Source organism: Mesorhizobium sp. M1252, assembly GCF_040318265.1.
In the GTDB taxonomy this organism is placed as follows: domain Bacteria; phylum Pseudomonadota; class Alphaproteobacteria; order Rhizobiales; family Rhizobiaceae; genus Mesorhizobium.
In genome coordinates this window covers 133,569-160,157 of sequence record NZ_JAMYLX010000012.1, presented here as the reverse complement: position 1 = coordinate 160,157, position 26,589 = coordinate 133,569, and the positions used below count along the sequence as shown (strand labels likewise).

Genomic DNA, 26,589 nt, shown 5'->3' with positions numbered 1-26,589 from the left:
TGGGAAAGGTCTTGGCAGCTAGGGGACTTAACGCCACCGACATTGCAGCCGGGCGCTGCTCTAATCGAGAGAAAGTCTGGGCGTATAGAACAAGCGACATGAGCGTGTCGGATTGTTTGCATTCAAACGACCTTTGCGACGTTATCCGTGCCTTCGCCTTGCTGGTGCCGGAGGAAATCATGACGTCGCCCGACAATTCGGTCGAACTCGTTCGCGACAAGAAGTGGACGGTCCGCATCACCGCCTACGGCAGCACCCTGACGTTTCCGTTCGAAGCAGAAAGCTATGCACGTTCTTATGCCGATGGTCAGGCATTCCGTCTCGGCGTTCAGGTGGCGGAACTGAAGCGATGCGGCTGACACTTTGTCGACGCGTTGGCGGATAGCCTGCATCGCGATCGGAACGAATAGGTCGCTGATTGCAGCCTCGCGATTTTTCCATCAAATCCCGCCTGCCATCTTGACAGCAACTCGGCAAAATCCCTCGCCGACTAGTGTTGTCATATGAGCTGGAGCTTTCCTCGCCGCCGGTGGTAGGCGGGATACGCTCCCGGGACAGCCCTCTTTTCGCATAGACGCGAACCTTGTGCTTTTCCGTCTCAAGGCTGATTGGCGGCTGGATGCGCGCGCCGTCTTTCATATTCTGCCATCAGCCCGCGCGGAGCGTGGAATCAACGGCGGGGAAGCGGATGATCTTTCCTGTTTGCGCTCGCGTAGCGCAAGAAACGCTGCGAAGAGCATGATAGCCATGCCGATGATGTCGATCAGGCTAACCTCCTCGCCGTAGGTGATGATGCCAAGCACGACGGCAATGACGGGTGAGACGAAGGCAAATGCTCCGGCGCGCGAGGCGCCGATTTCGTGCAGGAGCCGGATAAATAGAGTGTAGCCTATGAACGAACCAAACAGCACGAGGAACAGCCACCCGACCCAGGCCGGCCAGCCCCAATTGCCTTTTAGAGCCGCGGTCGCGCCTGGCTCCACAACGAGTGAGATGAGAATTAGGAATGCGCCCCCGAAAAGGGTGGTGAAGCCGGCGATGAAGTCCGATGAATATACCTCAAGAAGCGGCCGCGCGAGCACCGAACCCCATGCATAGATTAAAGCTGCCGACGCCACCGCTGTCATCGCCAGCAGCCGGAGCCCCCTGCCCTGCTGGTCTGCGTGTGTCCAACTAGCATAGGCTTCGGGCCCGAACAGGACGCACAGACCGGCCGCACCGAGCAAAATCGCAAAGAGCCTGCGGCCGTCATAGCGTTCGTCCCCCAGAAGCAACGCAAACCCAAGCAGCGTGACGGGGGTCAGCGAAAGCTCAAGAACAGCCGCGGTGCCCGTATCGACGTAGAGCATGCCCCAAAAGAGTGGGCCATAGCAAAGCGGAATCATGAACAACGTAACAACGAAAAGACGCGGCCAACTCCTTTTCGCCACCCGTGGTAGAGCAGCGCCCCTTAGGCGCGTCGCGCTGAGGATCAGCAAGCCGGCTACTGTAAAACGCGTGCCTGCGAACATCAGAGGCGGCACGGTGGCGATCCCTGCCTTGATACCGATCCACGTGGTGCCCCAGATCACACATAAAACCAGAAATGTCGCTGTGTTGCGGTTCATCGGAAGCAGCCTTCGCTGGGCGTTGTTGGTTCGTCGTAACGGCCAACAGACGTTTATTTCGTTACAACGGCCTCTTGCCAATACGGTTCCGCCAACCGATGTTTCCGGGATGGATGGTGCGAAGACTATCGTCGACATGCGCATGGTTGGCGGTCACCCCTGCTTGGACTTCGTCAACACGGTCGACGCGCGACGCGATGTGTGGGGGCCAGACCTCTTGCAGACCTATGCCGACCTGGTCGTCTGGGCTGGACGTGCCGATTTGATCGACGTCGATGAGGCGCGAGCACTGCTCGCGGAGGCTCCCGCCCGCCCGCTCCTTGCGGAGGCGGCATTGGAAAAGGCCAAGATTTTGCGCGAGGCCGTTTACGCGGCTCTCCAGGCCGAGGCGGCAGGCGCCCGGGTGCCGGACGATGCCTTGCAAATCGTGCGCGATGCAGTCGCCCTAGCCCTGCCGAAGCGCTCGCTTTTCCCGTCCGGCGACCGCCTCGCTTGGCAGTGGACCGACGCAGCCAGTCTGAACACGATCGGCCACCGCGTGGCCTTTGAGACAGCCGAGTTTTTGGTGTCCAGGAATGACCGCCGCCGCGTGCGCGAGTGCACCGGGCCGAACTGCGGTTGGCTTTTCATCGACACCTCGCGTGGCGGGCGCAGGCGGTGGTGCTCGGATGAGAGCTGCGGCACACGCAGCCGGGTAAGGCGCTTCAGGGCAAAAGCCGCAGGGAACATGGCTCCCGACAGCAAGAATTAGTATCTGACGCCAGGCTTGGATGACCAACGCAGCATAGTTGGCTTCACGCTATCCCTGTCGCTGTTTGTCCAACGAAGCTGGTCTCGCGAGCGACTGTGGCCAAGAGTGTGGAGAACACAGCCGGCGCGGCAAGCCATCATCGCGTTCCAGAGCGGGTTGCTTCGGGGCCGCCTACCTCGCACGCTTCGATCGGTCGATCTGCTCAAACTTGACGGGAACTCCGGTAGCGTTACGGCGTTTTTCTCAGTCCGAAACAAACAAGGATAGGTGCCATGGACTGGAACCGTGTCGAAGGCAATTGGAAGCAGGTAAAGGGCAAGGTCAAGGAACAGTGGGGCAAACTCACAGACGATGATCTGGACCGTATTGCCGGTAACCGCGATCAGTTGGAAGGCAAGATTCAGGAGCGCTACGGCATTGAGAAGGACCGCGCTCGGCGCGACATCGATGACTGGTATGGCCGGCAAGGCTGGTAGGTCGCCGGTTCCAAACTGAACTTGAAAAAGGGCTCCGAGAGGTACGGCGCCCTTTTTTGCCGCGTTTCTTGTCGCCTTTTCGTGAGTCTCACGACAAGGGCGCTCACCGAGAGACGTGGAACCGCGAAAGGTGCCCGTCGTTATCTGGTTCTCGAAATTACATTGGGGGATTAGTTGGACAGAGACGACGCCTCGGCGATCACAACTGGAGTTAGCGGCCTCGACTACATTCTTCGTGGCGGCTACGCCAGGAACCGCTCCCATCTCATCGAAGGGAAACCAGGTTCTGGAAAAACCACTCTTGGCCTCCAGTTTTTGATCGAGGGCGCCAAGAATGGCGAGACATGCCTTTACATCACTTTGTCAGAAAGCAAGCGCGAACTGCTCTCGGTTGCTGGCCGTCACGGCTGGGATCTGAAGGGGGTGCAAATTCTTGAACTTGTGCCGCCGGAGCTCAGTTTCGATCCTGCGCAGCTACAGACATTGATCCATTCCTCGGAATTGGAACTCGGCGAAACCGTGCAGTCTGCCATGGCCGAGATCGGACGCGTCAGACCCGATCGCGTGGTGTTCGATTCGCTCTCTGAAATTCGACTTTTATCGCAAGGGTCACTGCGGTATCGGCGCCAGGTGTTGGCATTGAAGAGCTTCTTCATGCTCAACAATGTGACGGTGCTTATGCTCGACGACCTGACCGCTGAGCAGGATGACCTCAATTTGCATTCGATCAGTCACGGCGTCATTCGGATGGAGCAGCTGTCGCCCGTCTATGGTGGAGAGCGTCGGCGGCTACGCGTGATCAAAATGCGCGGCGTGCAGATCCGGGGCGGCTTTCACGATTTCGTCATTCGCCCAGGCGGCGTTATCGCCTATCCGCGGCTCGTTGCAGCCGAGCATGAGGTGGCCGAGCATGATACGCCGGCCATGAGCAACAACCGGATCGACACCCTGCTTGGCGGCGGGCTGGCCCGTGGTACCAGCACGATGCTGATGGGGCCGTCTGGCGTTGGCAAGTCTACCATTGCCTGCACCTATTGCTATGCCGCACTCGAGCGTGGCGAGCGTGTGCTGGTGCTGTTGTTTGACGAGACAAAGCGCATCTTCTTGGCGCGCGCCGCCGGGCTCGGCATGGACCTGGAGCCGTTTGCCGAGGACGGCACGCTGATGCTTGAATCTGTCAATCCGGCTGAGCTTTCACCAGGCGAATTGTCTTCGCGCATCCAAGCGGCCGTCGAAGAATCCAATGTGCGGATCGTCGTGATCGACAGCCTAACTGGCTATCTCAATGCCATGTCCGAAGAACAACATCTGGTGCTTCAGATGCACGAGATCCTCACCTATCTCAATCAGAAGGCAGTGGCGACGATCCTGCTGTTGGCCAATCACGGGCTGTTTGGGCAAACGGCAGCGCCGGTCGACATGACCTATCTCTGCGATTCCATCATGCTTCTGCGCTTCTTCGAGAACGCAGGTCAGTTGAGACGCGCGATTTCCGTTGTCAAGAAACGTGTCGGCCCCCACGAAGAGACGATTCGTGAGTTTAAAATCGGCGGTAACGGCGTGGCCGTAGGTGAGCCACTGGAACAATTCCGCGGCATCCTGATGGGATCTCCGGAATTTGAAGGCAAGCCGACAGACCTTCTGAGGGATAAGGCGCTGTGATGTCGTCCAGCCCCGCCGTTCTCGTGCTGGCGCCGCTTGGCCGTGACGCGAGGATCGCGGCCTCCATCCTGGCTACAAACCAGATTGCCTCGCGTGTGTGCGGCAGCTTGGAAGAGGCAGTGCCGCTTCTCGACGAGGCTCAGTGCCTTGTCGTGGCCGAGGAGGCCCTGCTCAGTTCCGATCGAACGCAGTTTGCGGCCTGGCTTGAAGCCCAACCCGCATGGTCGGATTTTCCGATCGTGCTTCTGACGATGCGGGGGAACGAAGTCGACACGCGGATGGCATTTCTGGACCGCTATCTGATCGTGCTTGAACGGCCATTTCTGGCTTCGAGCCTCGCCAACTCGGTGCGCTCCGCCTTGCGTGCCCGCGCCCGCCAGCGTGAGGTCCAGTCCTACATCGAACAGAAGCGGGAGGTCGCCGATCGGCAGAAATTGCTCATCCGCGAGCTGCATCACCGCGTCAAGAACACGCTGGCCAACGTTCGCGCCATGATGGGCGCGACGGCCAAGTCGAGCGGCAACGTCGATGATTTCGTACGCGATTTTTCAGCCAGGCTCGTTTCCCTGGCCCAGACCCATTCGATGCTTACCGACGATTATTGGCAGACTGCCTCCCTGCACAAGCTGCTCGAAAGCGAGCTTGACCACTATGAGACGCGCGACAGGCCGCGTATCGTTCTGGAAGGCCCGAACGTAGCGCTAGTCGCCGACATTGCGGTCCCTGTCGGGATGGCTTTCCACGAACTGGCCTCCAATTCGTCGAAGTTTGGCGCGCTTTCGCAAACGGGAGGCCGCCTTGATGTCCGCTGGTCGTTAGGCGGGTCCGGCGATACACAGATCGTCAATCTTGACTGGCGGGAACGAGATGGGCCGAAAGTCGAGCAGCCCAGTCGCCGGGGGTTTGGCACGACACTTCTGGAAAAAGTCGTGACCGTGCAATGCAACGCCAAGATCGAATTGAACTACCATCGTGACGGCTTGCAGTTCACCATGGCCTTGCCGTTGCGAAACACGCGCCTTGTGCCGGCTTACTGAGCGGCAACGGAAAGGCTGGCTGGGCGCCGCGATAGGGATTAACTGAGCGTCACTCGGCAGGCTGGTCTAGCGCTTTAGCCAAAACATCAGTTCCGAAAAAGACCGCCTCTATATCTCCCATATGCCTCTGCAACATTGCGAGAGCTCCGGCGTGGTCTATGCGGCCGACCTTGGTGATGAAGTCGAACTCGTGCCGCGGCGCTGTGACCCGGGTCATGCGTCCTAGACGAAACCTTGGGCTCCCGGAGCGCAGTTTTGTCGCCTTCGTGGTCACCCCCCGCCATTTTGCTCACGATCCTCGTTGATAGCCCGGATGCGCATCTGAATCATCTGCGACCCGTCTGGGTTCCGACTGGCGTCGTAAAAACCAAGAGGCCCGCAGACAGGCTCGATCGACGGTCAGCTATCCCGAACAGCAAACGAAATCACCCTTGCCTTTGGCCAACCAACTTTCGCCAGATCACCTTCGCAATGGCTGCGGCCCCAGTACGGTCGGACAGCCCGCGCCTCTGGCGGCCGAAGTGAGGCGCCGGGAACATACAACGTCGGTCGTTGTTTCTCTGATCAGGAGGAAAGATGATGGCAGACGATAAGAGCAAGCGTGATTTTCGAGATCGCAACCGTGTATCAGTCGATGAAGATTATGAGGTTGGCTATTTCGCCAAACAGCATCGTATCACGCCAGAACGCGCGAGCTAATCAGAGAACACGGCAACGACCGGAAGAGGCTCGGACGCGAGGCAAGGAAACTCGCTGATACCGGCTGATGGTCGCGACGCATCACGCGGCTTTTCGACGAGCGGGTCTGAAAGGCTGCGCGAGCGTGAAAACGTCTGGCCGGATGCCCGCCTCGACTTGCTTCCATGTGACCGGGTGGGCAATTGGGAAGCCGGGCCGCGCTCGCGGGGAAAAAGCGCCTATTGCGGTATTGCCCTGTCCGTTGCGGAGATAGTCGAGAAAGATCCGGCCTCCTCGGGCTGCGGGGTCAGCTGACAACAGGTATCGGTCAGGATCGGTATCAACCAGACGGTGGGCGAGCGACTTGGCCAGTGTCCGGGCGCTGTCATGGGTCATCTTCGCAACGAGCGGGGCCATCAAGTGGATGCCTTTGCCGCCAGTGACCTTTGGCCAGCTCTCCAAGCCTGCCGCTTCCAAGATGCCCCGTAGCGCCAGCGTGGCCTCGATCACATCGTCCCATGGAACGCCTTCTCCGGGATCGAGGTCGAGGACGAGCCGGTCCGCATGTTCGATGTCATCAATCGTCGCGTTCCACGGATGAAGCTCAACGGCATCCATCTCGACCAAGCCAAGCAGACCATCCATGTCATCTATCCATACCCGAATGCCTTCGCCGCCTTCGCGCTTTTGAACCCGGAGCTGATGTACGGACGCCGGTATCCGAGGTAGCGGTCCCTTGTGATAGAAGGTTGCGCCGGAGGCGTGGCGGACCAGCTTCAGCGGTCGCCGAACCAGATCAACTAGAGCTTGATCAGCGACCCGCCGCCAATAGTCTGCCAGCTCTTCCTTGGAAGGTGCAACCGCATCGGGTAGCAGCTGGAGAATGTTCTCGCGCGGGACGCCGTGTTGGCCTTCCGACCTCCGCTTGGAGGGCGACGGAGGCTTGGGCGGGATTGCCTGAAGGTCCTCGCGGAGTCCCTTGAAGACCGCCTCACGCAAGATGCCCCGGTCCGACACGCCACTGAATTGCACCTCGGCAAGAACGTCTGGTTTGACCCATGTCGCCTTGGGCTTCTTGATCGGCTCCGACAGCGGTGACTTGGCGGTTACAAGCGGATCAAGCCGCTCCCTAACGCGCCGGGCTGCGTCCAGCGTATAGCCGGTCTGGGCCTTCCCGGCATAAAGCAGCCGGTCGCCCTCTCGCCTGCCGATGTACAACGATGCGATGCGGCGCGGCTGCGCGCCAAGTTTCTCGACGAAAGCCACGATTGGAAAAGTGTCGCTCTTGACACATTTGACCTTGACCCAACTGGTCTGGACGCCCGAGCGGTAGTGAGCATCCGCTCGCTTGGATACGATTCCCTCTATGCCCATCCGGCAGGCATGGTCGAACATATCATTGCCGTTCACCTCCAGATGCTCGGCATAAGTCAGGGTTGGCTCGGTTTCGGTCAGCAGCTTCTTCAGCGCAGCCTTGCGCTTCACTAACGGTTGTTCCCGTAGATCACGGCCATCGAGGTACAGGAGGTCGAAAGCGTAGAGAGTCATCCGCAGCGAACTTGGGTTGCCCAGCTCACGTTCCAGGGCTTGATAGTCCGGCAGGCCGGTGTCGCCCAGGACGACAGCTTCACCATCGATGATAGCGGATTTGACCGGCAGGCTTGCCGCGGCCTGAACAATCCTCTTGTAACGGTGGGACCAATCGTGGCCGCGACGTGTGAATGCTCGCGCCTTTCCGCCTTCAACGACCAGCTGCGTCCTGTAGCCGTCATATTTGATCTCGTGAAGCCAATCTCCGCCTTCGGGAGCTTTCTCGACCAGTGTGGGCGATTGGAACTCGATGAACGAAAGCCGGTCAATGGCACTGGTCATATGCTCGCGACTCCAGGAATCGCGACTCAAGCCCCAGCGCCCCTGTCGGTTCCGAGCCTTTTAGAAGAATTGCATCGCGACGATTGCTTATCCGCCTCACTTGTTGATGTGACGGCGCAGCAGTCTGATGTTGCGATTGTTCGCCTTAAAATAGACGTCGAAGATCGAGCCGAGAATTGGGACACTTCCTACGAGCGTATCCAGCAGCACGTTGCCTAGCATGCGGGCGACCAACCCATTTCCGGCACCGACGTTTCGAGCTCGCAAGACGATGTAGGCCGAGATAATGCCCGTCGCCGCATCTCCGAGTACGGGAACCAGACCTACGAGCGCATCCAGTCCAAAACGAATTGATGTGCCTGGAATGCGCCAGCGGGAATCGAGTAGCGCGGCCAATAGATCCAACTCGGCAAGTACGTTTGCTGTATGACCACCGTGACCGCCCTGCCCGATCATGCCAACTCGCGCGCCAGTACGATTTAGATAGCCGTCACCTTAGATATCGCTTTGACCGCCTGAATTCGCTTGCGTCCTGTGCGATGGCACGTCGTCGAGCAAGGTCGTCTCACCGGAGCTTTTCGGCGCCTCAACGGGCAATTCACCAGTAGGCGTCATCTTGCTGACGGCCTCAGGCAAATCTCGCGTGATCCGGCTTATGAGTTCCTCGCGCGAAAGGCCGGTCTGCATCGAGAGGGAAGTCAGGGTTTCTTCGTCTATGGCTGCTTCCACCTCGCTTGGCTGGATCGGCTCGTTCGGCCCGGTGCCTACCCACGAATCGACCTTCGATCCGGCGCCTGCCCCTCTGAACCGGTCGAGAATATCGCCAAGCGCGGTCCCCGAAACGCCTTTTGAAAGCTGATCCAGAATCCCGCCTTGCGGATCATTTGGGTTGCGATCACCCGCTCCACGGATCATGTCGCCGATCTTGTCGCGATTTTGGTATGCCAAGACGCCGAGCATCGCGATCGCCAATTTTCCCAGGTTAGCCATTGGTACCTCCACTGTTCAATGGACAAGGGCTCAACATCACAAAAGTTCCGATCGGCGACGATCTAATTGAATAAGGGCTGGCGTATCGACACAGACGTGAGCGGTGCTGCCTAACCGGCTTGTTTCCGTTTGCGGTGCGGCTTCGGCCTCGCAGACGCTGATCGTGCAAAGCTCGTTGCCTGCCTGATCGCGCATGCGCACTAACCATCCGGTCATATCGTCATCGCCCGATTACGCAACGGATCGCTTCGGCGCGAGCGGCCTCAAAACTTGGCGTCTCGGCAGGCGGAACCTGGCGAGCCTGGTCGGCGTCGCGATAGTAGAACGTATAAGCGAGATGGATCCCGCGCGCTGCCTTAGAGTATGGAACTACCACCCTCATCTTTGACGGGGGTTTGGCCAAACAGCGAACATCGGCTAGGCCTAAGACGATCGATCGAGGTCGACTCGCGCGACGGCGTAGGCGCCAAGCGAGATGCTTTGATCATCCAGCGGTCTTGCGGAACTTTCCATGAAGTCGGGATCGGTTGCCGCCCGCTCGAACTGCTCGGCGCCGAGAAGAGCAATGCGGGCGCTGCTCGGCGAATCCGAAAGCCTCACAGATTGCGTCTTGGCGGTAAGGTTAGCGACCCACAGGGTCACGCGGCGATCTTTTTCAGCCGCGATCGTCACGACGCCGTCACAGCCGGAAGTTCCTACGGACAGCAAGGTGGCTCCGCCGAGCTTTGAGAGACCAGCCAAGACATGGAAAGCGGGATAGACCGTTGGGCCATCCTGCTGGTCATACCATGGCTGCACGAAATCAGCCTTCCTATGGATTTGGCCAAAGGGGCCGGCGAAGTCACCGAACGCGACGGCATCGATTCCTTCGCGAGCGCAGGCCGCGAAATATCCGACAGTCCAAGCCGCATTGAACAGCCCGCGCTGACGAGGATCAATGCGCGATAGACAGACGCGAGCGTTCGCTTCATTCGGCGTAGTGGATTTTCCGTATGGGTTCTCACGGCAGCCGAGCTGGATGGGACCGATACGCAGTGGCAAGCGTTCCCCCATGAAAGCATGCGCGGAGCGGATTAGATGGGGGATTGCCTGAAGTGTCTCCATCACCGAGACATCATCTGCGGCGTGCACGCTGGGACAGGTGGTGAAGGTCACGTAGTCGAGCGCTTCGGCTGGCGGACGCTTGCGGTTGAGTTCGGTGAAGTAAGCGGCCATGCCGCCGCCCAGCGCGATGCCCGGGAAAGCCCGGCGAGCGGCGGAGTAGCTTTCGTGGAAGCTGGGCATAGTCGGCCACGGTGCTCCCGGCTGTACGGATGTCATGTCCTGCGCAGGAAAGACGGAGACAGCTTCTAGTTTGAGGCCGAGTGAGTGGACAGCATCCGCGACCGGCGCCAATTCGCCGAATGGATCGCGCGTGCCCTTGGTGATAATCTCGAGGACCACTCCAGCGCCGGTCAGCCGTGCGAGCGCGGCGTAGCTTTCTAGTTCGTCCTGGCCGTGTGCGATCCGGAGATCGACCTGGCAGACCATCCACTGGGGAGCCATTCGTCGTAGGAGCTCGGGGGTTTCGAGCGCGTGCTTTGCCTCGTCGGCGGCGACGCCGACGCCAGTGCGGGGCACTCGGCCGACCGGTCCGCCGATCGTCAGGTTGATGAGTGGATTGCGATTTTCAGACGTCCCGGCAGGGAGCGTTCCTGACACGTGAAGCCGGACGGCCTGCGTGAATTTCTGGCCCCTGGGCAGTCTGTAAGGCCACGGGCGACGCAGAGGGCGGACATATGTTTTATACGAGGCGTCAGACCAATTGCGTTGGTCCTCCATCTCAAAGGCATCACCCTCCATGGCGCATGTCGCCCAGATCCCAGGCGCGATCTCGTGCGACAACGCCCGGATGTCGGTGAACGGACATTTTGGATCGATGTGGTCCGGCAAGAACGATAGCTCGTCGTGACCATCCTCATGCAGCACCTTTATCGGCTTGCCGGCTAAGCCCTCGATCGGATGAAGGACGACGAAGCCGGTCCGATTCGTCAAAAGGTCGGTCTCGGGCTCTGCCTCCGCCACAAACGACAGCGCACCATCGCCACGGCCTGAGACGCGCGCCCGGTAAATCAGGCGGCCGGATGTTGCAGCACATGTTGCACGGTATTCAATGGCGAACGCATCCGGCCTCTCGTCGATCCGCAGATCATCGAGAACGGTGGTACATGTTCCCCAGTTTTCGTCCCGTACAAGAAACGAGATTCCGCGCAAGACCTCGATCGTCCCAACGTGGATGTAACGCAACGCCCCATTGTCGAACGCGACCGACAAGGATCCGGCGCGCAGCGTGCGCAGCGGTGCCTCGAGCTCTTCGGTGCCACACAAGCGGACTGCCAGGGAAGCTGCCGAGGTCAAATTGCGCGCTCCGTCGTGGCGTCGAAGATCGAGGCCCGGTTCATGTTGATGTCGATCGCAAGCTTCTCGCCCGGACGGCTGACATCGTGCGCCTGCAGCTCAGCCATCACCGGCGCGCCGGCCAGTCGGAATGTCGCGTAACTGCGCGAGCCGGTCGGCTGCAGCAGGTCGATCGTTGCCTCATAGCGAAACGTGCCCTGCTCCGGCGTTGCAGTGTGCGCACGAGTGAGGTGTTCTGGCCTCAACCCGAGCAGCACCTGCTGTCCGTCCGCGACGCCCTTCAGCCCCCTGCCGCGCGCTAAAGGCAGCAGTGCATCCGCGAGCCGGATGGCAGCGGCGCCTGCGTCCAAGGCAAGGGTACCTGGCAGGAAGCTCATCCGCGGCGAACCCAGGAACCCAGCGACGAACGTTGAGGCCGGGTGCTCGAACAACTCGAGTGGCGCGCCCTGCTGCTCTATCAACCCGTCGCGCATCAGCACGATGCGGTCAGCCAACGTCATCGCTTCGATCTGGTCATGGGTGACGTAGATCATCGTTGTCGCAATGTCCTGGTGAAGGCGTTTGATTTCGCCGCGCATTTCGTCGCGAAGCTGTGCGTCGAGGTTGGACAGCGGCTCGTCGAACAAAAAGATGCGCGGGTTGCGGACTATGGCGCGGCCGATGGCGACGCGCTGGCGCTGGCCGCCGGATAATTGGCGCGGGAAACGCCCCAGCAAGGGAGTGATGCCAAGCATGCGTGCCGCCTCGGCCACGCGCACCTCGACCTCTGGCTTCGGCATCTTGCGAGCCTTGAGGCCGAAGCCAATGTTCTTGGCCACGCTCATATGCGGATAGAGCGCATAATCTTGAAACACCATTGCCACGTCGCGATCGCGCGGCCGGAAATCATTGACCACCTCGCCGCCGATCTCGATCGTGCCTTCCGATATCTCCTCCAGGCCGGCGATGGTCCGGAGCAGCGTGGACTTGCCGCAGCCGGACGGTCCAACCAGAACGGTGAACTGGCCGTCGCGAATGTCCAGGTCGATGCCGCGCACGGCATGGAACGCGCCGTAGCGCTTGTGCAAGCCGGTAATTTTGACTTCGGCCATGCGGGAGCTTTCCTAACCGCGAACGGCGCCGAGCGTCAGCCCGCGCACCAGATGACGTTGAGCAAGGACCCCAAGGGCGATCGATGGCACAAGGGAGACGATGGCAAGGGCCGCGGCTTCGCCATATTGCGCGCCCTGGAAGCCGATGAAGGCGCGGAAGACCGTTGGCAGTGTAAAGGCAGTTCGGCTGGTCAAGATCAGAGCGAAGAAGAACTCCGTCCAGCATGCAATGAAGGCGAAGACAGCCGCCGCGACGATGCCCGGTGCTGCGAGCGGCACGGCAACGCGCCAGAACGCCTCCCATCTCGTGCAGCCATCGACGAGGGCCGCCTCCTCCATCGACTTCGGCATGCCGCGGAAATAGGCGAACATCATCCACACCGAGACCGGCAGCGTGAAGACCGTATAGGCGATGATCAGGCCGACATGAGTGTCGTAGAGCCCGACCTGGCGATAGATCAGGAACACCGGCAGCACGATCCCGATCGGCGGCAAAAAGCGCTGCGACAGCACCCAGAAAGACAGATGCTTGCCGCCGGTGTCGTAGCGCGCCAGGCTATAGGCCATCAGCGTGCCGAGCAGCGCCGAAAGCACCGTGGCCGAAAGCGAAATAATCAGGCTGTTGATGAGCCCGTCGAGACCACGATAGGCGAACAGCGCAGCTTTGTAGTGGACAAGCGTCGGAGCGGCGGGGAACCAGACAGGCGGTACGGTGAGGTAGTCGTCGCTGGGCTTGATGGAGGTGTTGAACATCCAGTAGAGCGGCCAGAGCACGAACACCAGGAAGAACCCCAGCAGCAGAATTCGGCCGATCGGCAACGACCGGCGTTTCCTGCGGCGGGCGGGCGCGACGGCGGCCATCAGACCGGTTCCACCTTCAAGAGCCGACGCACCAGCAACGTCACGATGAGCGCCGTAAAGATCAGGAACAGCCAACTTCCTGCTGTTGCCTGCGACAGATGAAACTGCGTGAAGCCTATGGTATAAAGATAATAGGAGGCCGTGTAGGTTTGTGTTCCTGGGCCACCCCCTGTCATGATGAAAATGGTATCGAACATACGGATTGCATCGAGCAGACGGAAGGTCAGCGCCAGCAGCATCATCGACCCGAGATGCGGGAGCGTGATCGCCCAAAAAACCTGCCAGGCGTTGACGCCGTCGAGTTCTGCCGCCTCATAGAGATTGGGTGGGATTGCGGTCAGCCCGGCGAGCAGGATGACGAACATGAACGGCGTCCACTGCCAGACATCGGCGATGATCAGCGAGACGTAGAGCCACGGGCGCTCCGTCATCCAGCCGATCGTAACCTCCTGCCCCAATAGTTGCGTCAGGACATAGTTGGTCGGTCCAAAAGGCCGCTGTAAGAGCAGCGTCCAGGCTTGGCCAACGATGACCGGGCTGATGAACAGCGGCACGATCAGGATCGACATGATCACACCGCGGCCCGGAAAGCTGCGCACCATTGTCAGCGCCACCAGGAGGCCGAGAACGAACTCTATAGCGACGCTGATGCCCGACAGCGATGCTGTCAGCAACAGCGACCAACGTGCTACGGGATCGAACACGACCCGCTCGAAGTTCTTCAATCCGACAAAGGCGTGGCCCGGCACCTGGAAGTCGTAGTTGATGAAGGATACCACCAGCGAGAACAGAAGCGGATAGATCGACAGTGCCAATATCAGCAGCACAGCGGGGGCGACCAGCAGCCACTTGAAATGACGGTCAGCCCATTGGGCAAAGGCAGACAGCCGGGGCGGTGCGCCGGCGGCCTTCAAATGGCGGATCGTGGCTGTGGGCTGCATAGGCGTATCCAATCGCCGCTTAGCGGGGAGGTGTTGCGAGCCAAGCACCCGCAACACCAATTGCTCCAGAGAGTCCGCCTCCCTTCAGAGGGTGACCGCCATGCCAAGTTTTTCCACCGTGTTGTCGGCGGTGGCGCCAGGCAGTTTCAAGAACTCGGTGTAGAAGCCCTTCTGCGAATCCACACCCAGTCGGTCGGTCGTCTCGTTCCACTCGGCGGCCGCCGTTTCAAGCGACGCCTTCGGATCCGCACCAGCCCACACCGCCGTGCACATGCGATCGATGCTCAAGAAGTAGTCCTGCGCGCCTGGCATGATCGGGTCGAGCAGACCGACGTTTGCCGAGTTGTTGAGGTTGGCAAGGTACTCCTTGGCACTCGGGAAGAGCGCGCCGTAGAGCTCGGACTTGAAGTGCGAGATGCGGTACGGGTCGCGTAGCGCGTAGGGCAGCATGCAACGTGCCAGCGAGACGGGTGGCGAGCATACCCACTGCATGAACAGATACGCCGCCTCAGGGTTGGGCGAGTCGGCCGACAGTGCCTTGTTGTAGCCGGTGGCATGTTCCGGATTTCCCGGAACCACGGCATAGCCGACCTTGCCGGCGATTTGGGACTGCGGAATGAAGTTGATTGCCGTGGCCGACTGCGAATAGTTCGCCGCCATACGGCCGCTAGGAGGCCAGGAATAGATCATCGCGACTTTGCCGGTCAGGAAAGCCGCCCACAAGGAGACGGCGTCGAGCTCGTTGTTGCCGGGGATCGAGGCCTTGTTTGCGGCGAGCATGTTTGTCAGCGTCTTGACGCCGGCATCCGAAACCAAACCTGCCTTCATGTCGTCGCCGAAGAGTTTTCCGCCGTTGGCCCGGTACTGCTGCAGAAAGTCGAACTGATTGCCGGGGCTGCCCGCCTTGCGGAAATGTCCCGCGCCATAGACCTTTGGCGCCATCTGGTCGGTGATGAACTGGGCGATCTGGGCATATTCTTCCCATGTCTTGGGCGGTCCAAGCTTGGTGTTGAACTTCGCCTGGTAAGCCTCCATCATTTTCGGATCCTCGAAAATGTCCTTGCGGTAGTAGAGAGCGAACATGTCGCCGTCGTCGAAGAACCCCCAGATCTTGCCCTTGTAGGTCGGCAGCGCCTTGTACAGGGGATGATAGTCCTCGAGGTCTGCCGGGTTCATGTATTTGGCGATGTAGTCGTCTAGCGGGGCGATGACGCCGCCATCGGCAAGCGACGGCGTCCAGGCCGGCGAGATGTCGAGGACGTCATAGGCACCCGAGCCGGCGATGTGCTCGGCGACCGCCTTGGAGTACTGGTCCGGGTTCGACAGCTCGACGACATTCGACTTCATCCCGGTAAGCTGCTCCCACATCGGCCCGCTGAAATTGCGCGGGTCGAGTGCCTGCAGGCCAGCCTCGTAGGTCATGTTGAGGGTGACGCCCGAATGCGCCTTGGCCGCCTCCGCCGCGCGAAAGGCGGAACCGTCCGCAGGCCCTTCCTTCGATGCTTTCAGGGCTGCGGCCTGCGCCTGGCCGAGCGGCGACGTGGCGTCCGCCAATTCCAATGTTTGCTGCGCCAGCGCCCAATCGGTCATCATCCCCAGCAGCGGGCCGGACACGGCCAACATGCCGGTCATCTGACCGAAGCGGGTGATGAAAGTTCGGCGGGTGGTTTCGCCGCGCATGAAGGCGTCGACCTCTGCTTCGAGACCTGCCTGAAAGTCACGTTTTTCACGATCGTTCATAGTGCTTGGTCCTCCCATTTTCCTTTTGCTTCACTCGTCCGCCGGCGCAGCGGTCAAGCATTTCCTCCCGTAAGGTCGCCGCAAACAGGCCGCGGCGGCGCGCCGAAAATCAGTGTCCTCCTAGGTTCCAAAGCGGGCGGCGAGCCCAGACAGCCTGGTCTTCCACAGCTCGCTCGAAAGCACCTCGCGATTGACCACGCCGCGCGGCTCGCGACCGCGCTGCACCTCCATTACCGCTTTGACGTCCGCGGCACCGTTGCCGGCAAAGCACTGGTCGGTCCAGCAAAGCGCGTGCGGCGCCAGGATGACATTGTCGAGTTTGAGGATCGCATCGTCTGCGTCGGGAGGCTCTTGTTCCAGCACGTCGAGACCGGCGCCGGCGATGCGGCGCTCCTGCAGTGCTTGCGTCAGAGCTTTCTGGTCGACGATCGGGCCGCGCGCGGTGTTGATCAGGTAAGCTGTCGGCTTCATCAGGGCGATCCGCTCGGCATTGACGATGTGGTGGGTCTGGGACGACAGGGGGCAACTCACCGACAGCACGTCGGCGCGGCGAAACAGATCCTCCAGCCCTACCAGCTCGACGCCCAGGTCGGCAGCGACCCCCTTGTCGGCAAACGGGTCATGGGCAATGAATTGCAAGTCAAAGGGCTTCGCCAAGCGGAAGACCTCGGCACCGATGTTGCCGATGCCCAGCGACCCAAGCGTACGCCCGACGAGGCCGACCCCCATATGTTCGGAGCGCTTCTCAAAACCAACAGACCCTTTGCGGGTGAGCGCGTCCTTTGTCAGCAGCTTGCCGGTCAGCGCCAGCATGAAGGTGACGACGGATACGGCGACGGGCCGTCGCACGCCATCGGGCGTGATGACCAAGGCAATACCGGCTGCGGTGCATGCCTCAACGTCGACAGTGTCGTAGCCGACCCCGAAGCGGGCAACGACGGCCAGGCGGCCGCTCCTGGGGACACTCGTGGCATCGAAACGATGGGCGAGGAGGATCAGCGCATCGAAATCCTCAAGTTGGTCGGCGCGAAGCGGACTGTTTGACTCCAGGAACACCATCTCGACAGCTGTCGCATTGCGCAGCGGCTCCAGATCGAAATCTGGGTAGGTCGGCGAGCCGTCCGGCCTGCGGAAATCACCGGAAAGCGCCACCCTGAATTTCACGCTGTCCATCGTCTCCTCCGCTCCTATTGGCACCCGGCCCGGATCTTGGAAACCGCGTCGGCGATCGCGTCGTGCAGGACCCAAACGTCGCCTGAATAACAAATGAAATCGAAGCCCTGTGCGTAGAACTCGTGTCCCTGGGCGACGTTGGGCACCAAGCGTCCAAGCGATTTGTTGTGCTTCTTGGCGGCGGCAACGATTTTGGCCATTGCAGCAGTGAAAGTGGGGTGGGCGAAGTCGCCAGGAATGCCGAGCGAGACGGACAGATCGAAATGTCCGACCCACAGACAATCGACCCCGTCCAGTCCCGCGATGCCGTCAATGTTCTTGACGCCGTCGGCGGTCTCGATCAGGCAGATGAACGTCGAGCGCTTGTTGGCGGCATCGAATTTGTCAGCGACCGAGCCCGGACGGTAACGGTCATGAGCGATCTGCAGCGCCACGCCGCGGGCGCCGGCAGGGTGGTATTTCATGGAGTTGATGATGTGCTGCGCCTGTTCGACGCTGCTCACCATCGGCGCGATCAGGCCTTCGGCGCCCATGTCCATGGCGCGGGCGAGGAAATGGTAGTCCTGCGACGGCACACGCACCATGACCGGCAGATCGGCCGCCTCGAAATAACGGATCGCACTCTTCAGCGTTTCCAAGCTAAATCCCGAATGCTCCATGTCGAAAAAGACGAAATCGCAGCCAGCGGACTTCAGGATGTGACCGATTCCCGGCGTGGCGAACTCGGCGACGAGCGTACCGAGCTTGACCCGCCTGTGAGAAGCTAACGCCCTGAGACTTGGCTCCGACATGCACTTCCTCCCGTTCGCCCCAATGGGCCAATCCGCCTATGTTCGCTTCAATGCGTGGCTTCAAGAACGAGGTCGCAGGTCGTCACCAACTTGGTCACGACGAGCGGCGCGCTCTGCGTATTGAATTCGTCGAAATGAGCGGTGCGGCAGTGGTCCTCGAATGCGGCCTCGCTATCGTAAATCTCATAGAGCAGGACCCGATCCAGTTCGCCGCGCGCCTCCGTCACGTCAAAGCGGCGACAGCCGGCCTCGGTGCGCATCGAGGCGGTCGCATTGGCGTCGACAAGTTCTCGGAATCTGTCCCGGGCACCAGGCCTCAGGCGGAAATCGACCCAGACGACAAATCCGGTCATCACTTGGGCCTCGCAAGTTGCAGATACCGCTTGGCCACATATTCGAGATGGCTGCGCATGGCCGTCTCTGACGCGTCTGGATCGCGCGCGGCGACGGCCTCGAAGATTTCGCGATGAGCCTGGTAAGCCTTGCGGTCTTCACCCTTGGCCAATGTGGTGCGACGCTGTTCGAGCAACCATTCAGCCAAGGCCGCGTGAATAGCTGTAAAGATCCGATTGCGGGTGATTACCGCCAGCACGTAATGGAAGTCTACGTCCGTGCGCTCGAAGCGCGCCAGATCGCCGATCGACTGCCGGTTGAGTTCGAGCGCCTCCTTGAGGCTGTCAATGTCTTCCGGGGTAGCATGCACAGCGGCGTTGCGGGCAAGACCGACCTCGAAAAACAAGCGCGCGCTCTGGAAGTCGTGAACGCCTCCCGGCGCCGAAATCATGTGCCGAGCCGGCCCTGAAAGGGCGTCAATCACGAATTGAGGAGTGGGTCGAGTGACGCGGGCACGCTCCCCCGATTTTACCTCGACAAGGCCCATTTTGCTCAGATGCAGCAGCGCCTCACGGATGGAAGGCCGCCCTACCCCGAACTGCCGCATGAGTTCCCGTTCAGATGGGAGACGGTCGGCTTCGGCCAACTCTCCCTCTCGGATCATCCGTTCGAGGTGCGCTGCCACCTCGTCCGAAAGCTTCCGCTGCTTGATCAGAACTCCGATCATGTGGCATACCTGTTATACCAGTCAGGTACGTTATGATCCCATAGCACCCTTGTCAACGATGTCTAAGCATCCGGTAGCCGAGCCGTTTAATCACTCCGCCGATGTCGAGGCGTCCTTTGCACACGCCTTCAACGTCTTCACCAAGGATATCGGTGACTTGAGGAGCGCGAGCACACTCTGCTCGGTGTTCCGATCGGGGACCGTCTTCGAACCCTGGGTCGGGTGGTCAGTTTCAACTGCGGTGTGGACCGCAGTGAGTGCCACCGGGCCGTGTGCTGGCCCAGACCTACCCAACCGCCTGCTTATGAGCCGCAACATGAGCCCTCGATGGCAAAGTAGACCTCGACCTGAGCAAGACCAGCGAATGGAAGTGGGGTTCACAGCCGAGGCGGAAAACGCGAACTCTCGCTGGTGGACCCATTTGGCAATACGCCTGCTCCATCTCGTAATCTTTTTGCGCCGCCGCAATGCCGCAAAGGAAGGTGGTGTCGGGTCAGTTCTCTCTAGGCTCCAGAGCGCTCGTCACGTTGTGCCCATCCTCGTGCGGTGGGCGGCCGCCGCTTGAGGATGCGCATTTGAAACTGGTTTTCTCAAGATCTTTTAGTCCTGAGGGCCTCAGGCGGGGGCGCTTGCCATTTAGTTATCGTCACCTGCAAATGCCGAACCCGCCCTCGACGCCAATCTACGCGTTGGCCAGTTTGCGACATCTGGTTTCGGCGATTCCGCTTTCAGTAGCGACGATCATGCTGGACGGCTGATATGAGGCGCGTTCCCGCCTGGCAGCTTAGGGGCAGCACGCAGGACGTCGGCTTTCTTGCCTCGACCTGGCCTAAGCAGTCATTCAATTCGTGGCCTCAAGCAGCTCATCCACGCTCCTCCTGACGCGGCGTGCCATCCAGCCGATCTCGGGCTGATGTGCGTGGACGGCAGTCGTCCTTTGACCACCGCTTCTGGCGGCGCCGATTGGCGAGCCGCCTCGCCATCATTAGCTATGGAACGGAAAAGAAACCATTCAGCATCAGACTACCGCTTTTCGACGCACCTTTTCGAATATGTCGGAACGAGCGCTTGTCGCGCAGCCCACGATGCCCCCCATTGGTGAACCGGTTCCATGAAGAGTCTGACAATACGCCACCGCATCCTCGTCAGTTTCGCAGCCGTTCTGGTGGTCATGTCCGTGATAGCCCTCATCGCGTACGCCTGGTTTCTTCAGGCGGGGGAGGAGGCGACTGAGGTCGAGAAGGGCATCCTTCCGGACCTTTATCACAGTACCGAGATCATGACGGGCCAGATGGCGGCCCATAGTCTGCTTCAGGAATATGCCCTTCAGGACAACCCGTCAGACAGAAGCACGGTTGAAAACGCGATCACGACCAATCGCAACCAGGTGCAGCGGTCGATGGACGACTATGAGGCAACGATCGTCTCCGATATCGACAAGCAGAATTATGCAGCCGTCAAACAACTCGCCAACCAATTCCGTCTGGCTGAAACTGCTGTGCTGGAAACAAGCCGGGCTGCCTTGTCGAAAGGTGAAACTCCCAATGAAAGCCCAGCTATCAAGAACGAAGTAGAGCCGATCTTTGTAAAATTGCAGTCCGCTCTGCAGGCCATGGTTGAGGATCACAGAGGCGAGGCAAACAGCGCGACGCAGCGGATCAGCTCGATCGTCAGAACGGCCGAAGTCGGTTTGAGCGTTGGCTTGTTGATAGCCCTCGGGCTAGCCCTTCTTTTGGGTTACCAGCTGTTTCGCGCCATTACAGGTCCGCTCACCCGTTTGGTCGACGCGGTTCAATTGATGCGGCAAGGCGACTTCAGCGAACGGCTCGATCTGAGGCGCCGAGACGAATTCAGCGTGCTTGCCGACGGCTTCAACGCAATGGCTGACGATCTCACAACCCTCATTGGTCAGGTTCAAAGGTCCAGCATACAGGTCGGCACGTCGATAACTGAGATCGCCGCCACCTCCAAGCAACAGCAGGCAACTGCGACTGAAATCGCAGCGACCACAACAGAAATCCGAGCGACAGCCAAGGAAATCTCCGCCACATCAAACGAACTGGTCCGCACGATGAACGAGGTCTCCACAGTTGCCGAACAAACCGCTGCCGTGGCTGGCGGGGGGCAAGCGGGGCTGACCCGTATGGAAGAAACCATGCAGCAGGTCATGGAAGCGGCTGGCGCGATCAATTCCAGACTGGCGATCCTGAGCGAGAAAGCCGGCAGCATCAATCAGGTGGTGACGACCATCACCAAAGTGGCCGATCAGACGAACCTGTTGTCGCTCAACGCTTCCATCGAGGCGGAGAAGGCAGGCCAATATGGCCGGGGTTTTGCAGTGGTGGCGACGGAAATCCGAAGGCTCGCGGACCAGACAGCTGTCTCCACCTACGATATCGAGCAAATGGTCAAGGACATCCAGTCGGCAGTCGCGGCCGGGGTGATGGGCATGGACAAGTTTTCCGAGCAGGTCCGTCGGGGTATGCAGGACATCCAGCAGGTCGGCGGGCAACTCTTCGAGATCATTCAGCAGGTTCAGGGGCTGGTGCCACGTTTCGAAACCGCCAATGAAGGCATGCAAGCACAGGCGACCGGCGCGGGTCAGATCAGCGACACGCTAACCCAGCTAAGCGAGGCAGCTCAGCAAACAGTCGAGTCCCTTCAGCAATCGACGCTCGCGATCGACGAGCTCAATCAAGTCTCAGGCGGCATGCGAAGTAGCATATCGAGGTTCAAGCTACGAGCATAGCGAGCCGGCAGTAGGAGGTGACAATGCTATTCCTCGCCTTCAGCATGGGTCCGGATCGCTACTTGATCGATGTCCACAAAATTGAAGAGGTGCTGCCCTATATCGACGTGAAAGTTCTTCCGGGTGCGCCAACTGGTGTGGTGGGTTTGGTCAGCTATAACGGAATACCCATCCCCCTGATCGATGTCACCCTTCTTGCGCTTGGCCGACCATCGGAGCGCCTGTTGAGCACCCGGATCGTTGTGACGCGCTATCCGGCGGATGATGGCGAGCGACGCCTGCTGGGGCTGATCGCGGAACGGGTGACGGATACGATCGAGCGAGACCCGGCCGATTTCGCGCCGTTCGGACTGGAACCAGGAACCCCGCCCTATCTTGGGCCGGTGGCTTCCGATGGTTTGGAGATCATTCAGTGGGTCAAAGTGGAAGCGCTGCTTTCGGAAGAGATTCGTACCGCTTTGCTCCGCCAGGCGGCAATAGGTGATCAATGACCGGAGCAATAGAAAAGCTCCTGACGGAAACCATTGGACTGGACAGTGCCAGCGTTGGTCCGACAGTGGTTCGTCAGGCGGTCAGAGAACGGATGGAAGCATGCCGGATAACCAACCCTCAGGCCTATAGGCAACACTTGGCCGGTTCCTCGCAGGAGCTGCAGGAGCTGATCAATGCGGTGGTGATCCCAGAGACCTGGTTCTTTCGCGACCGAGAAGCGTTCACGATGCTGGCGCGGCATGCGCGCGCGCACAAGCCTGCTCAGCCGATAAGAATCCTGAGCCTGCCATGTTCAACCGGCGAAGAGGCTTACTCGGTCGCCATGGCCATGTTCGATGCCGGCTTTGAGGCACATGAGTTCAAGATCGATGGCGTGGACGTCAGCAGCCGCAATATCGCGACGGCTGAACACGCCATCTATGGCCGCAATTCGTTTCGCGGCAGCCATTTAGAATTCAAGGATCGCTATTTCGAAGCGGCCGAGGGCGGGTTGCGGCCTGTTGCTGGGGTGCTGAAACAGGTTCGGTTCATGGTAGGAAACTTGTTCGGTTCTCACGCGCCTTTCGGGCAAGAGGTCTATGACATCCTGCTTTGCCGCAATTTGCTGATCTATTTCAATCGAGAGCTGCAGGATCGCGCATTGATCTGCCTGAAGGACCTGCTGGCCAAAGACGGACTTCTTCTGGTCGGTCCGGCGGAAGCAGCTCTTCCAAGGGTGCATGGCTTTCTTTCCGCTGAATGGCCATTGGCCTTCGCCTTTCTGAAATCGGAGCCCGTCAAGACCACGGCGCCGAAGGTTTCGGCCGCCGTCCCGGTGCGGACGCCAAGCCCTAAGGTCAACAAGAGCGAGCCTCTTCGTCCGTTCCGACCGACAATTGGCAATGAAGGCCGCGGGCAGGCTCCGGCCAAGCCGCTTGCACGCGCCTCGGAAAGCCTCATCGCGGTTGAACGGATCGCCAATGCAGGACGCGTAAAGGAGGCACAGGAGGTCGCCCTGGCGCATCTCAGGGAGTTCGGTCCTTCCGCAGAAATCTTCTACCTGCTGGGCCTCGTCCAGGATGCGGATGGTTCTGCACCCGAAGCCGCGCAAAGTTATCGCAAGGCGCTCTATCTCGCGCCAAATCATCGAGAAGCTCTTGTCCATCTGGCCTTGCTGCTTAGCAAGCAAGGCGACCATAACGGCGCCGAGGCGCTGGCCGGCCGGCTGGGTCGGGTCCAGAAAAGGAGCGGCAGTTGATGGCGGCTTCGACAAGGATCGCTCAGCCGGTGGAGCAGATCGAAATCAACGACTGCTGGCGGCAAATAGGCGTACGGGGTGACAAGTCATGTCCGCTACTAGAGCAGCATCTCCACTGCCGCAATTGCCCGACCTACAAGAAGATCGCACGACGCCTCCTCGACCGTGCAGCTCCCTCGGCATCTCGCGACGAATGGCCTGACAACGCTGGTCGTGCAGCGATCGATTCGGCAGACAACGACGCGCTGCAGACGGCCGTTCTCTTCCGTTTGGGGGAGGAATGGCTGGCACTTCCAGTCGGTATTTTTCATGAAGTGGCTGAATCTCGTCGCGTTCATTCACTTCCACATCGCAGGAACAGTGCACTGCTCGGCATTGCGAATGTCCGTGGTGAATTGCTCATTTGCCTGTCCCTGGCCGAATTGCTCGGGATAGACGAGCGCAAGGAAGGGGAACAAGGCACACGAACCAAGGTATTTCGCCGCCTTGTCGTGGTAGGCGAGCGCGACAAGCGGGTTGCTTTTATGGTTGATGAGATCCACGGCTTACATCGGTACCAGGAACGCGACACTCTCGCTGTTCCGGCCATGATTGGCAAGGCACTGTCGGCCGCTACGGTTGCCGTGCTGCCATGGCAAGGACGAGCCGTTGGCTGTCTCGATCCACGACAACTGCTCACGATGCTGGATCGGAGCATCGCATGACAGATGAAGACTTCAGCCAGGTTTCGATGCTCAGCCTCTTCCAGGCCGAACTGGAGACGCAGTCACGGGCTCTAACCTCTGGACTTCTGGCACTCGAACGCGATCCTATCGCCGCCGACGCCCTGGAAGCATGCATGCGTGCCGCGCATTCTCTGAAAGGAGCTGCCCGCATCATCGACCTGATGCCCGCAGTCAAAGTTGCAAATGCGATGGAAGACTGCCTGGTCGCAGCGCAACGCGGGCATCTGAGGGTGCGACGGGAGCATATAGATGCGCTTCTGCAAGGTTCTGACCTTTTGAAATTGATCGCATCGGGATCATCGAGCGAGAGCGCCAACTCAGAAGTCGAAACCTTTCTCGCGAAGTTCGAGGGGTTGTCCCTCCCCCAGGCAAAGCCCGGGCCCCAAGATTCTGCAGCTGATTTCGCAACTCCAGATCACGCCCAGGAGCAACTGGCGACGACCTCTTCAGCGAACCTCCTCGTTGGGGCGGTACCGCAAGCCCACGGCAGCATCGGCTCTGATAGAATGGTTCGGGTGACGGCAGACAGCCTGAACCGATTGCTCGGGCTGGCTGGCGAGTCGCTGATGGAAGCTCGGCGGCTCAGGCCATTCGCTGACGGGCTGCTACGGCTGAAGCGACTTCAATCGGACCTCGCAAGTGCGTTCGACAATCTTCATGCAGTGCTGCCGCCGGTTTCAAACGATGCGGCGGTGGTGGAGGCGCTGGCTGAAGCGCAGCGAAAGCTTCGCTTGAGCCAAGCGTTCCTGGCGCAGCGTTTCGATGAGTTGGATTCAGTGGATCGGAAAGCGACCGATCTTGCCAACAGATTGTACGACGAAACGTTGGCGAGCCGGATGCGGCCTTTTGAGGACGGCGTGCGACACTATGCGAGAATGATCCGCGACCTCGGTCGTACCCTTGGCAAGCGGGTGCGACTGGAGATCGTAGGCGGCTCGACCGGCATCGACCGCGATATCCTCGAGCAGCTCGATGCCCCTTTGGGGCACCTTCTGCGCAACGCTGTAGACCATGGGCTTGAACCGCCTGAGGAGCGCCTCGCGATGGGCAAACCCGAAGAGGGGCTCATCAGGCTCGAAGCGAGGCACAATGCCGGGCTGCTGCAGATAGCCGTGGTGGACGACGGCAGGGGGATAGAGCTCTCGAAGCTGCGCGAGACCGTCGTCGCCCGGCAACTTGCAACCAGGGAAAGTGCTGAAACACTCAGCGAAAGCGAATTGCTCGCGTTTCTGTTTCTGCCAGGCTTTTCCATGAAAGCGGGCCTTACCGACGTCTCAGGTCGCGGTGTGGGGCTCGATGCAGTGCAAGCCATGACGAAGGAAGTCCGGGGAGTCGCAAGCGTCTCCTCAGAATTTGGCCACGGAACCCGATTTCAACTGCAATTGCCGCTGACACTGTCGGTCCTGCGCACGCTGCTCGTCGATGTCGATGGAGAGCCCTATGCTTTTCCACTCGCTGCCATTTCCAAGACTTTGAAACTGCAGCGGACGGAGATCAACGTCCTGCAGGGCCGGCCGCATTTTCGATTGAACGATCGACAGATCGGGCTGGTCACCGCTCGCGAGGTGCTCGATCGAGGTGAGCCCGGATCGGAACCGAACGAACTATCGGTCGTCGTCGTAGATGCGGGTCGGGGCGATGCGTACGGCCTGATCGTTGACCGTCTTCTCGGGGAACGCGAGTTAGTGATCAGACCTCTCGATCCACGGTTTGCCAAGATCAAGGACATCAGCGCAGCGGCCCTGATGGAAGATGGTTCGCCCGTTCTGATCTTCGATGTCGACGATCTGATCCGATCGGTGGAAAAGCTTGCATCGTCCAGCGGATTTCGAGCTCTTCGGCGCGCCGCGGGCGGTCCCGAAGCGAGCAGGCGCAAGCGCGTGCTCGTGATTGACGATTCACTGACGGTTCGCGAACTCCAGCGCAAGATGCTCGGCAATTACGGTTATGAGGTCGAAGTGGCGGTAGACGGCATGGACGGGTGGAATGCCGTCCGGTCTGGTCCTTTCGATCTCGTCGTCACCGACATCGACATGCCTCGCATGGATGGCATCGAGCTGGTGAGTTTGATCAGAAAGGACGCTGATCTCAAGAACACACCCATTATGATCGTTTCATACAAGGATCGGGAAGAAGATCGCGCGCGCGGGCTCGACGCAGGTGCGGACTATTATCTGACCAAGAGTAGTTTTCAGGACGAGGCGCTGATCCATGCCGTCGTGGACATGATTGGCGAGGCGGCTGAATGAGATCGAGATT

24 protein-coding genes are annotated in these 26,589 nt (G+C 59.9%); 11 read left to right on the top strand and 13 right to left on the bottom strand.

Translation table 11 applies throughout. The annotated features are described in order from the left end of the window. The first annotated feature begins 98 nt into the window (after nucleotides 1–98). Nucleotides 99–359, top strand: coding sequence for a hypothetical protein (locus tag NKH22_RS23275; RefSeq protein WP_245260004.1), 261 nt, complete (start codon nucleotides 99–101; stop codon nucleotides 357–359). Between the two features lie 276 nt (nucleotides 360–635). On the opposite strand, the gene NKH22_RS23270 is transcribed toward NKH22_RS23275, so the two are convergent. Further along, the gene (locus NKH22_RS23270) at nucleotides 636–1,607 is read right to left on the bottom strand and encodes a DMT family transporter (protein WP_352911129.1); all 972 of its coding nucleotides are present in this window, start codon (nucleotides 1,605–1,607) and stop codon (nucleotides 636–638) included. Here NKH22_RS23270 and NKH22_RS23265 point away from each other — a divergent pair. The 5 genes from NKH22_RS23265 to NKH22_RS23245 all read left to right on the top strand — a co-directional run bounded on the left by NKH22_RS23265 (nucleotide 1,594) and on the right by NKH22_RS23245 (nucleotide 6,232). Next, nucleotides 1,594–2,358 carry a CGNR zinc finger domain-containing protein gene (locus tag NKH22_RS23265; RefSeq protein WP_352911127.1) on the top strand — a complete coding sequence of 255 codons (765 nt, stop codon included), beginning with the start codon at nucleotides 1,594–1,596 and terminating at the stop codon, nucleotides 2,356–2,358. The genes NKH22_RS23270 and NKH22_RS23265 overlap by 14 nt on opposite strands. Before the next feature lie 272 nt (nucleotides 2,359–2,630). Next, on the top strand, nucleotides 2,631–2,834 hold the full coding sequence (locus NKH22_RS23260; protein ID WP_023669466.1) for a CsbD family protein: 204 nt from the start codon (nucleotides 2,631–2,633) through the stop codon (nucleotides 2,832–2,834). A gap of 174 nt (nucleotides 2,835–3,008) precedes the next feature. Next, nucleotides 3,009–4,496, top strand: coding sequence for an ATPase domain-containing protein (locus tag NKH22_RS23255; RefSeq protein ID WP_023669465.1), 1,488 nt, complete (start codon nucleotides 3,009–3,011; stop codon nucleotides 4,494–4,496). Next, entirely contained in the window at nucleotides 4,496–5,533 is a 1,038-nt protein-coding gene (locus NKH22_RS23250) for a sensor histidine kinase (protein ID WP_031199112.1), read from the top strand. Before NKH22_RS23255 ends, NKH22_RS23250 begins: the two co-directional genes overlap by 1 nt. A gap of 576 nt (nucleotides 5,534–6,109) precedes the next feature. Further along, nucleotides 6,110–6,232, top strand: a complete 123-nt coding sequence (locus NKH22_RS23245; RefSeq protein ID WP_348529184.1) for a DUF3606 domain-containing protein — start codon at nucleotides 6,110–6,112, stop codon at nucleotides 6,230–6,232. Nucleotides 6,233–6,313: 81 nt separating this feature from the next. On the opposite strand, the gene ligD is transcribed toward NKH22_RS23245, so the two are convergent. The 12 genes from ligD to nanR all read right to left on the bottom strand — a co-directional run bounded on the left by ligD (nucleotide 6,314) and on the right by nanR (nucleotide 19,127). Continuing rightward, complete coding sequence (ligD, locus tag NKH22_RS23240) at nucleotides 6,314–8,083, bottom strand: DNA ligase D (RefSeq protein WP_352911125.1); 1,770 nt, start codon at nucleotides 8,081–8,083, stop codon at nucleotides 6,314–6,316. 96 nt (nucleotides 8,084–8,179) lie between these two features. After that, a complete protein-coding gene (locus NKH22_RS23235; RefSeq protein ID WP_023669460.1) occupies nucleotides 8,180–8,539 on the bottom strand; it encodes a DUF4112 domain-containing protein in 360 nt (119 codons plus the stop codon). A 39-nt stretch (nucleotides 8,540–8,578) separates the two neighbouring features. Further along, complete coding sequence (locus NKH22_RS23230; protein ID WP_023669459.1) at nucleotides 8,579–9,073, bottom strand: YidB family protein; 495 nt, start codon at nucleotides 9,071–9,073, stop codon at nucleotides 8,579–8,581. Between the two features lie 423 nt (nucleotides 9,074–9,496). Continuing rightward, nucleotides 9,497–11,470 (bottom strand): D-apionate lactonase family protein, encoded by a 1,974-nt coding sequence (locus NKH22_RS23225; protein WP_352911122.1) that lies wholly within the window; start codon nucleotides 11,468–11,470, stop codon nucleotides 9,497–9,499. Then, nucleotides 11,467–12,561 (bottom strand): ABC transporter ATP-binding protein, encoded by a 1,095-nt coding sequence (locus tag NKH22_RS23220; protein ID WP_023669457.1) that lies wholly within the window; start codon nucleotides 12,559–12,561, stop codon nucleotides 11,467–11,469. Before NKH22_RS23220 ends, NKH22_RS23225 begins: the two co-directional genes overlap by 4 nt. Nucleotides 12,562–12,573: 12 nt before the next feature. Continuing rightward, on the bottom strand, nucleotides 12,574–13,422 hold the full coding sequence (locus NKH22_RS23215) for a carbohydrate ABC transporter permease (RefSeq protein WP_023827582.1): 849 nt from the start codon (nucleotides 13,420–13,422) through the stop codon (nucleotides 12,574–12,576). Beyond that, complete coding sequence (locus NKH22_RS23210) at nucleotides 13,422–14,420, bottom strand: carbohydrate ABC transporter permease (protein ID WP_352911119.1); 999 nt, start codon at nucleotides 14,418–14,420, stop codon at nucleotides 13,422–13,424. The genes NKH22_RS23215 and NKH22_RS23210 overlap by 1 nt, the downstream gene beginning before the upstream one ends. Before the next feature lie 27 nt (nucleotides 14,421–14,447). Further along, entirely contained in the window at nucleotides 14,448–16,103 is a 1,656-nt protein-coding gene (locus NKH22_RS23205) for an extracellular solute-binding protein (protein WP_352911117.1), read from the bottom strand. A 120-nt stretch (nucleotides 16,104–16,223) separates the two neighbouring features. Further along, nucleotides 16,224–17,276, bottom strand: coding sequence for an NAD(P)-dependent oxidoreductase (locus NKH22_RS23200; protein WP_352911114.1), 1,053 nt, complete (start codon nucleotides 17,274–17,276; stop codon nucleotides 16,224–16,226). Between the two features lie 14 nt (nucleotides 17,277–17,290). Continuing rightward, the gene (locus NKH22_RS23195) at nucleotides 17,291–18,067 is read right to left on the bottom strand and encodes an HpcH/HpaI aldolase family protein (RefSeq protein ID WP_023807875.1); all 777 of its coding nucleotides are present in this window, start codon (nucleotides 18,065–18,067) and stop codon (nucleotides 17,291–17,293) included. Between the two features lie 47 nt (nucleotides 18,068–18,114). Further along, on the bottom strand, nucleotides 18,115–18,420 hold the full coding sequence (locus tag NKH22_RS23190) for a putative quinol monooxygenase (RefSeq protein ID WP_023669450.1): 306 nt from the start codon (nucleotides 18,418–18,420) through the stop codon (nucleotides 18,115–18,117). Next, nucleotides 18,420–19,127: a transcriptional regulator NanR gene (gene nanR, locus NKH22_RS23185; RefSeq protein WP_023682279.1), complete on the bottom strand. Its 708-nt coding sequence runs from the start codon at nucleotides 19,125–19,127 to the stop codon at nucleotides 18,420–18,422. Before nanR ends, NKH22_RS23190 begins: the two co-directional genes overlap by 1 nt. Before the next feature lie 1,111 nt (nucleotides 19,128–20,238). On the opposite strand from nanR, the gene NKH22_RS23180 reads away from it, so the two are divergent. Genes NKH22_RS23180 through NKH22_RS23160 form a run of 5 tightly spaced genes read left to right on the top strand, consistent with a single transcriptional unit; the run spans nucleotide 20,239 to nucleotide 26,579 of the window. Next, nucleotides 20,239–21,876, top strand: coding sequence for a methyl-accepting chemotaxis protein (locus NKH22_RS23180; protein ID WP_352911112.1), 1,638 nt, complete (start codon nucleotides 20,239–20,241; stop codon nucleotides 21,874–21,876). Nucleotides 21,877–21,899: 23 nt separating this feature from the next. Continuing rightward, a complete protein-coding gene (locus NKH22_RS23175) occupies nucleotides 21,900–22,367 on the top strand; it encodes a chemotaxis protein CheW (RefSeq protein ID WP_023700505.1) in 468 nt (155 codons plus the stop codon). Further along, nucleotides 22,364–23,605 carry a CheR family methyltransferase gene (locus NKH22_RS23170; RefSeq protein ID WP_023734098.1) on the top strand — a complete coding sequence of 414 codons (1,242 nt, stop codon included), beginning with the start codon at nucleotides 22,364–22,366 and terminating at the stop codon, nucleotides 23,603–23,605. Before NKH22_RS23175 ends, NKH22_RS23170 begins: the two co-directional genes overlap by 4 nt. Then, on the top strand, nucleotides 23,605–24,309 hold the full coding sequence (locus tag NKH22_RS23165; RefSeq protein ID WP_081726107.1) for a chemotaxis protein CheW: 705 nt from the start codon (nucleotides 23,605–23,607) through the stop codon (nucleotides 24,307–24,309). The genes NKH22_RS23170 and NKH22_RS23165 overlap by 1 nt, the downstream gene beginning before the upstream one ends. Beyond that, nucleotides 24,306–26,579: a hybrid sensor histidine kinase/response regulator gene (locus tag NKH22_RS23160; protein ID WP_352911109.1), complete on the top strand. Its 2,274-nt coding sequence runs from the start codon at nucleotides 24,306–24,308 to the stop codon at nucleotides 26,577–26,579. The genes NKH22_RS23165 and NKH22_RS23160 overlap by 4 nt, the downstream gene beginning before the upstream one ends. Nucleotides 26,580–26,589 lie beyond the last annotated feature (10 nt).

Coding starts and splice junctions, on each gene's coding strand:
- NKH22_RS23205 (WP_352911117.1), bottom strand. CDS start 16,103: ATGAACGATCGTGAAAAACGTGACTTTCAGGCAGGTCTCGAAGCAGAG.
- nanR (WP_023682279.1), bottom strand. CDS start 19,127: ATGATCGGAGTTCTGATCAAGCAGCGGAAGCTTTCGGACGAGGTGGCA.
- NKH22_RS23235 (WP_023669460.1), bottom strand. CDS start 8,539: ATGATCGGGCAGGGCGGTCACGGTGGTCATACAGCAAACGTACTTGCC.
- NKH22_RS23160 (WP_352911109.1), top strand. CDS start 24,306: ATGACAGATGAAGACTTCAGCCAGGTTTCGATGCTCAGCCTCTTCCAG.
- NKH22_RS23175 (WP_023700505.1), top strand. CDS start 21,900: ATGCTATTCCTCGCCTTCAGCATGGGTCCGGATCGCTACTTGATCGAT.
- NKH22_RS23200 (WP_352911114.1), bottom strand. CDS start 17,276: ATGGACAGCGTGAAATTCAGGGTGGCGCTTTCCGGTGATTTCCGCAGG.
- NKH22_RS23180 (WP_352911112.1), top strand. CDS start 20,239: ATGAAGAGTCTGACAATACGCCACCGCATCCTCGTCAGTTTCGCAGCC.
- ligD (WP_352911125.1), bottom strand. CDS start 8,083: ATGACCAGTGCCATTGACCGGCTTTCGTTCATCGAGTTCCAATCGCCC.
- NKH22_RS23270 (WP_352911129.1), bottom strand. CDS start 1,607: ATGAACCGCAACACAGCGACATTTCTGGTTTTATGTGTGATCTGGGGC.
- NKH22_RS23275 (WP_245260004.1), top strand. CDS start 99: ATGAGCGTGTCGGATTGTTTGCATTCAAACGACCTTTGCGACGTTATC.
- NKH22_RS23215 (WP_023827582.1), bottom strand. CDS start 13,422: ATGGCCGCCGTCGCGCCCGCCCGCCGCAGGAAACGCCGGTCGTTGCCG.
- NKH22_RS23170 (WP_023734098.1), top strand. CDS start 22,364: ATGACCGGAGCAATAGAAAAGCTCCTGACGGAAACCATTGGACTGGAC.
- NKH22_RS23260 (WP_023669466.1), top strand. CDS start 2,631: ATGGACTGGAACCGTGTCGAAGGCAATTGGAAGCAGGTAAAGGGCAAG.
- NKH22_RS23230 (WP_023669459.1), bottom strand. CDS start 9,073: ATGGCTAACCTGGGAAAATTGGCGATCGCGATGCTCGGCGTCTTGGCA.
- NKH22_RS23195 (WP_023807875.1), bottom strand. CDS start 18,067: ATGTCGGAGCCAAGTCTCAGGGCGTTAGCTTCTCACAGGCGGGTCAAG.
- NKH22_RS23250 (WP_031199112.1), top strand. CDS start 4,496: ATGTCGTCCAGCCCCGCCGTTCTCGTGCTGGCGCCGCTTGGCCGTGAC.
- NKH22_RS23245 (WP_348529184.1), top strand. CDS start 6,110: ATGATGGCAGACGATAAGAGCAAGCGTGATTTTCGAGATCGCAACCGT.
- NKH22_RS23165 (WP_081726107.1), top strand. CDS start 23,605: ATGGCGGCTTCGACAAGGATCGCTCAGCCGGTGGAGCAGATCGAAATC.
- NKH22_RS23220 (WP_023669457.1), bottom strand. CDS start 12,561: ATGGCCGAAGTCAAAATTACCGGCTTGCACAAGCGCTACGGCGCGTTC.
- NKH22_RS23190 (WP_023669450.1), bottom strand. CDS start 18,420: ATGACCGGATTTGTCGTCTGGGTCGATTTCCGCCTGAGGCCTGGTGCC.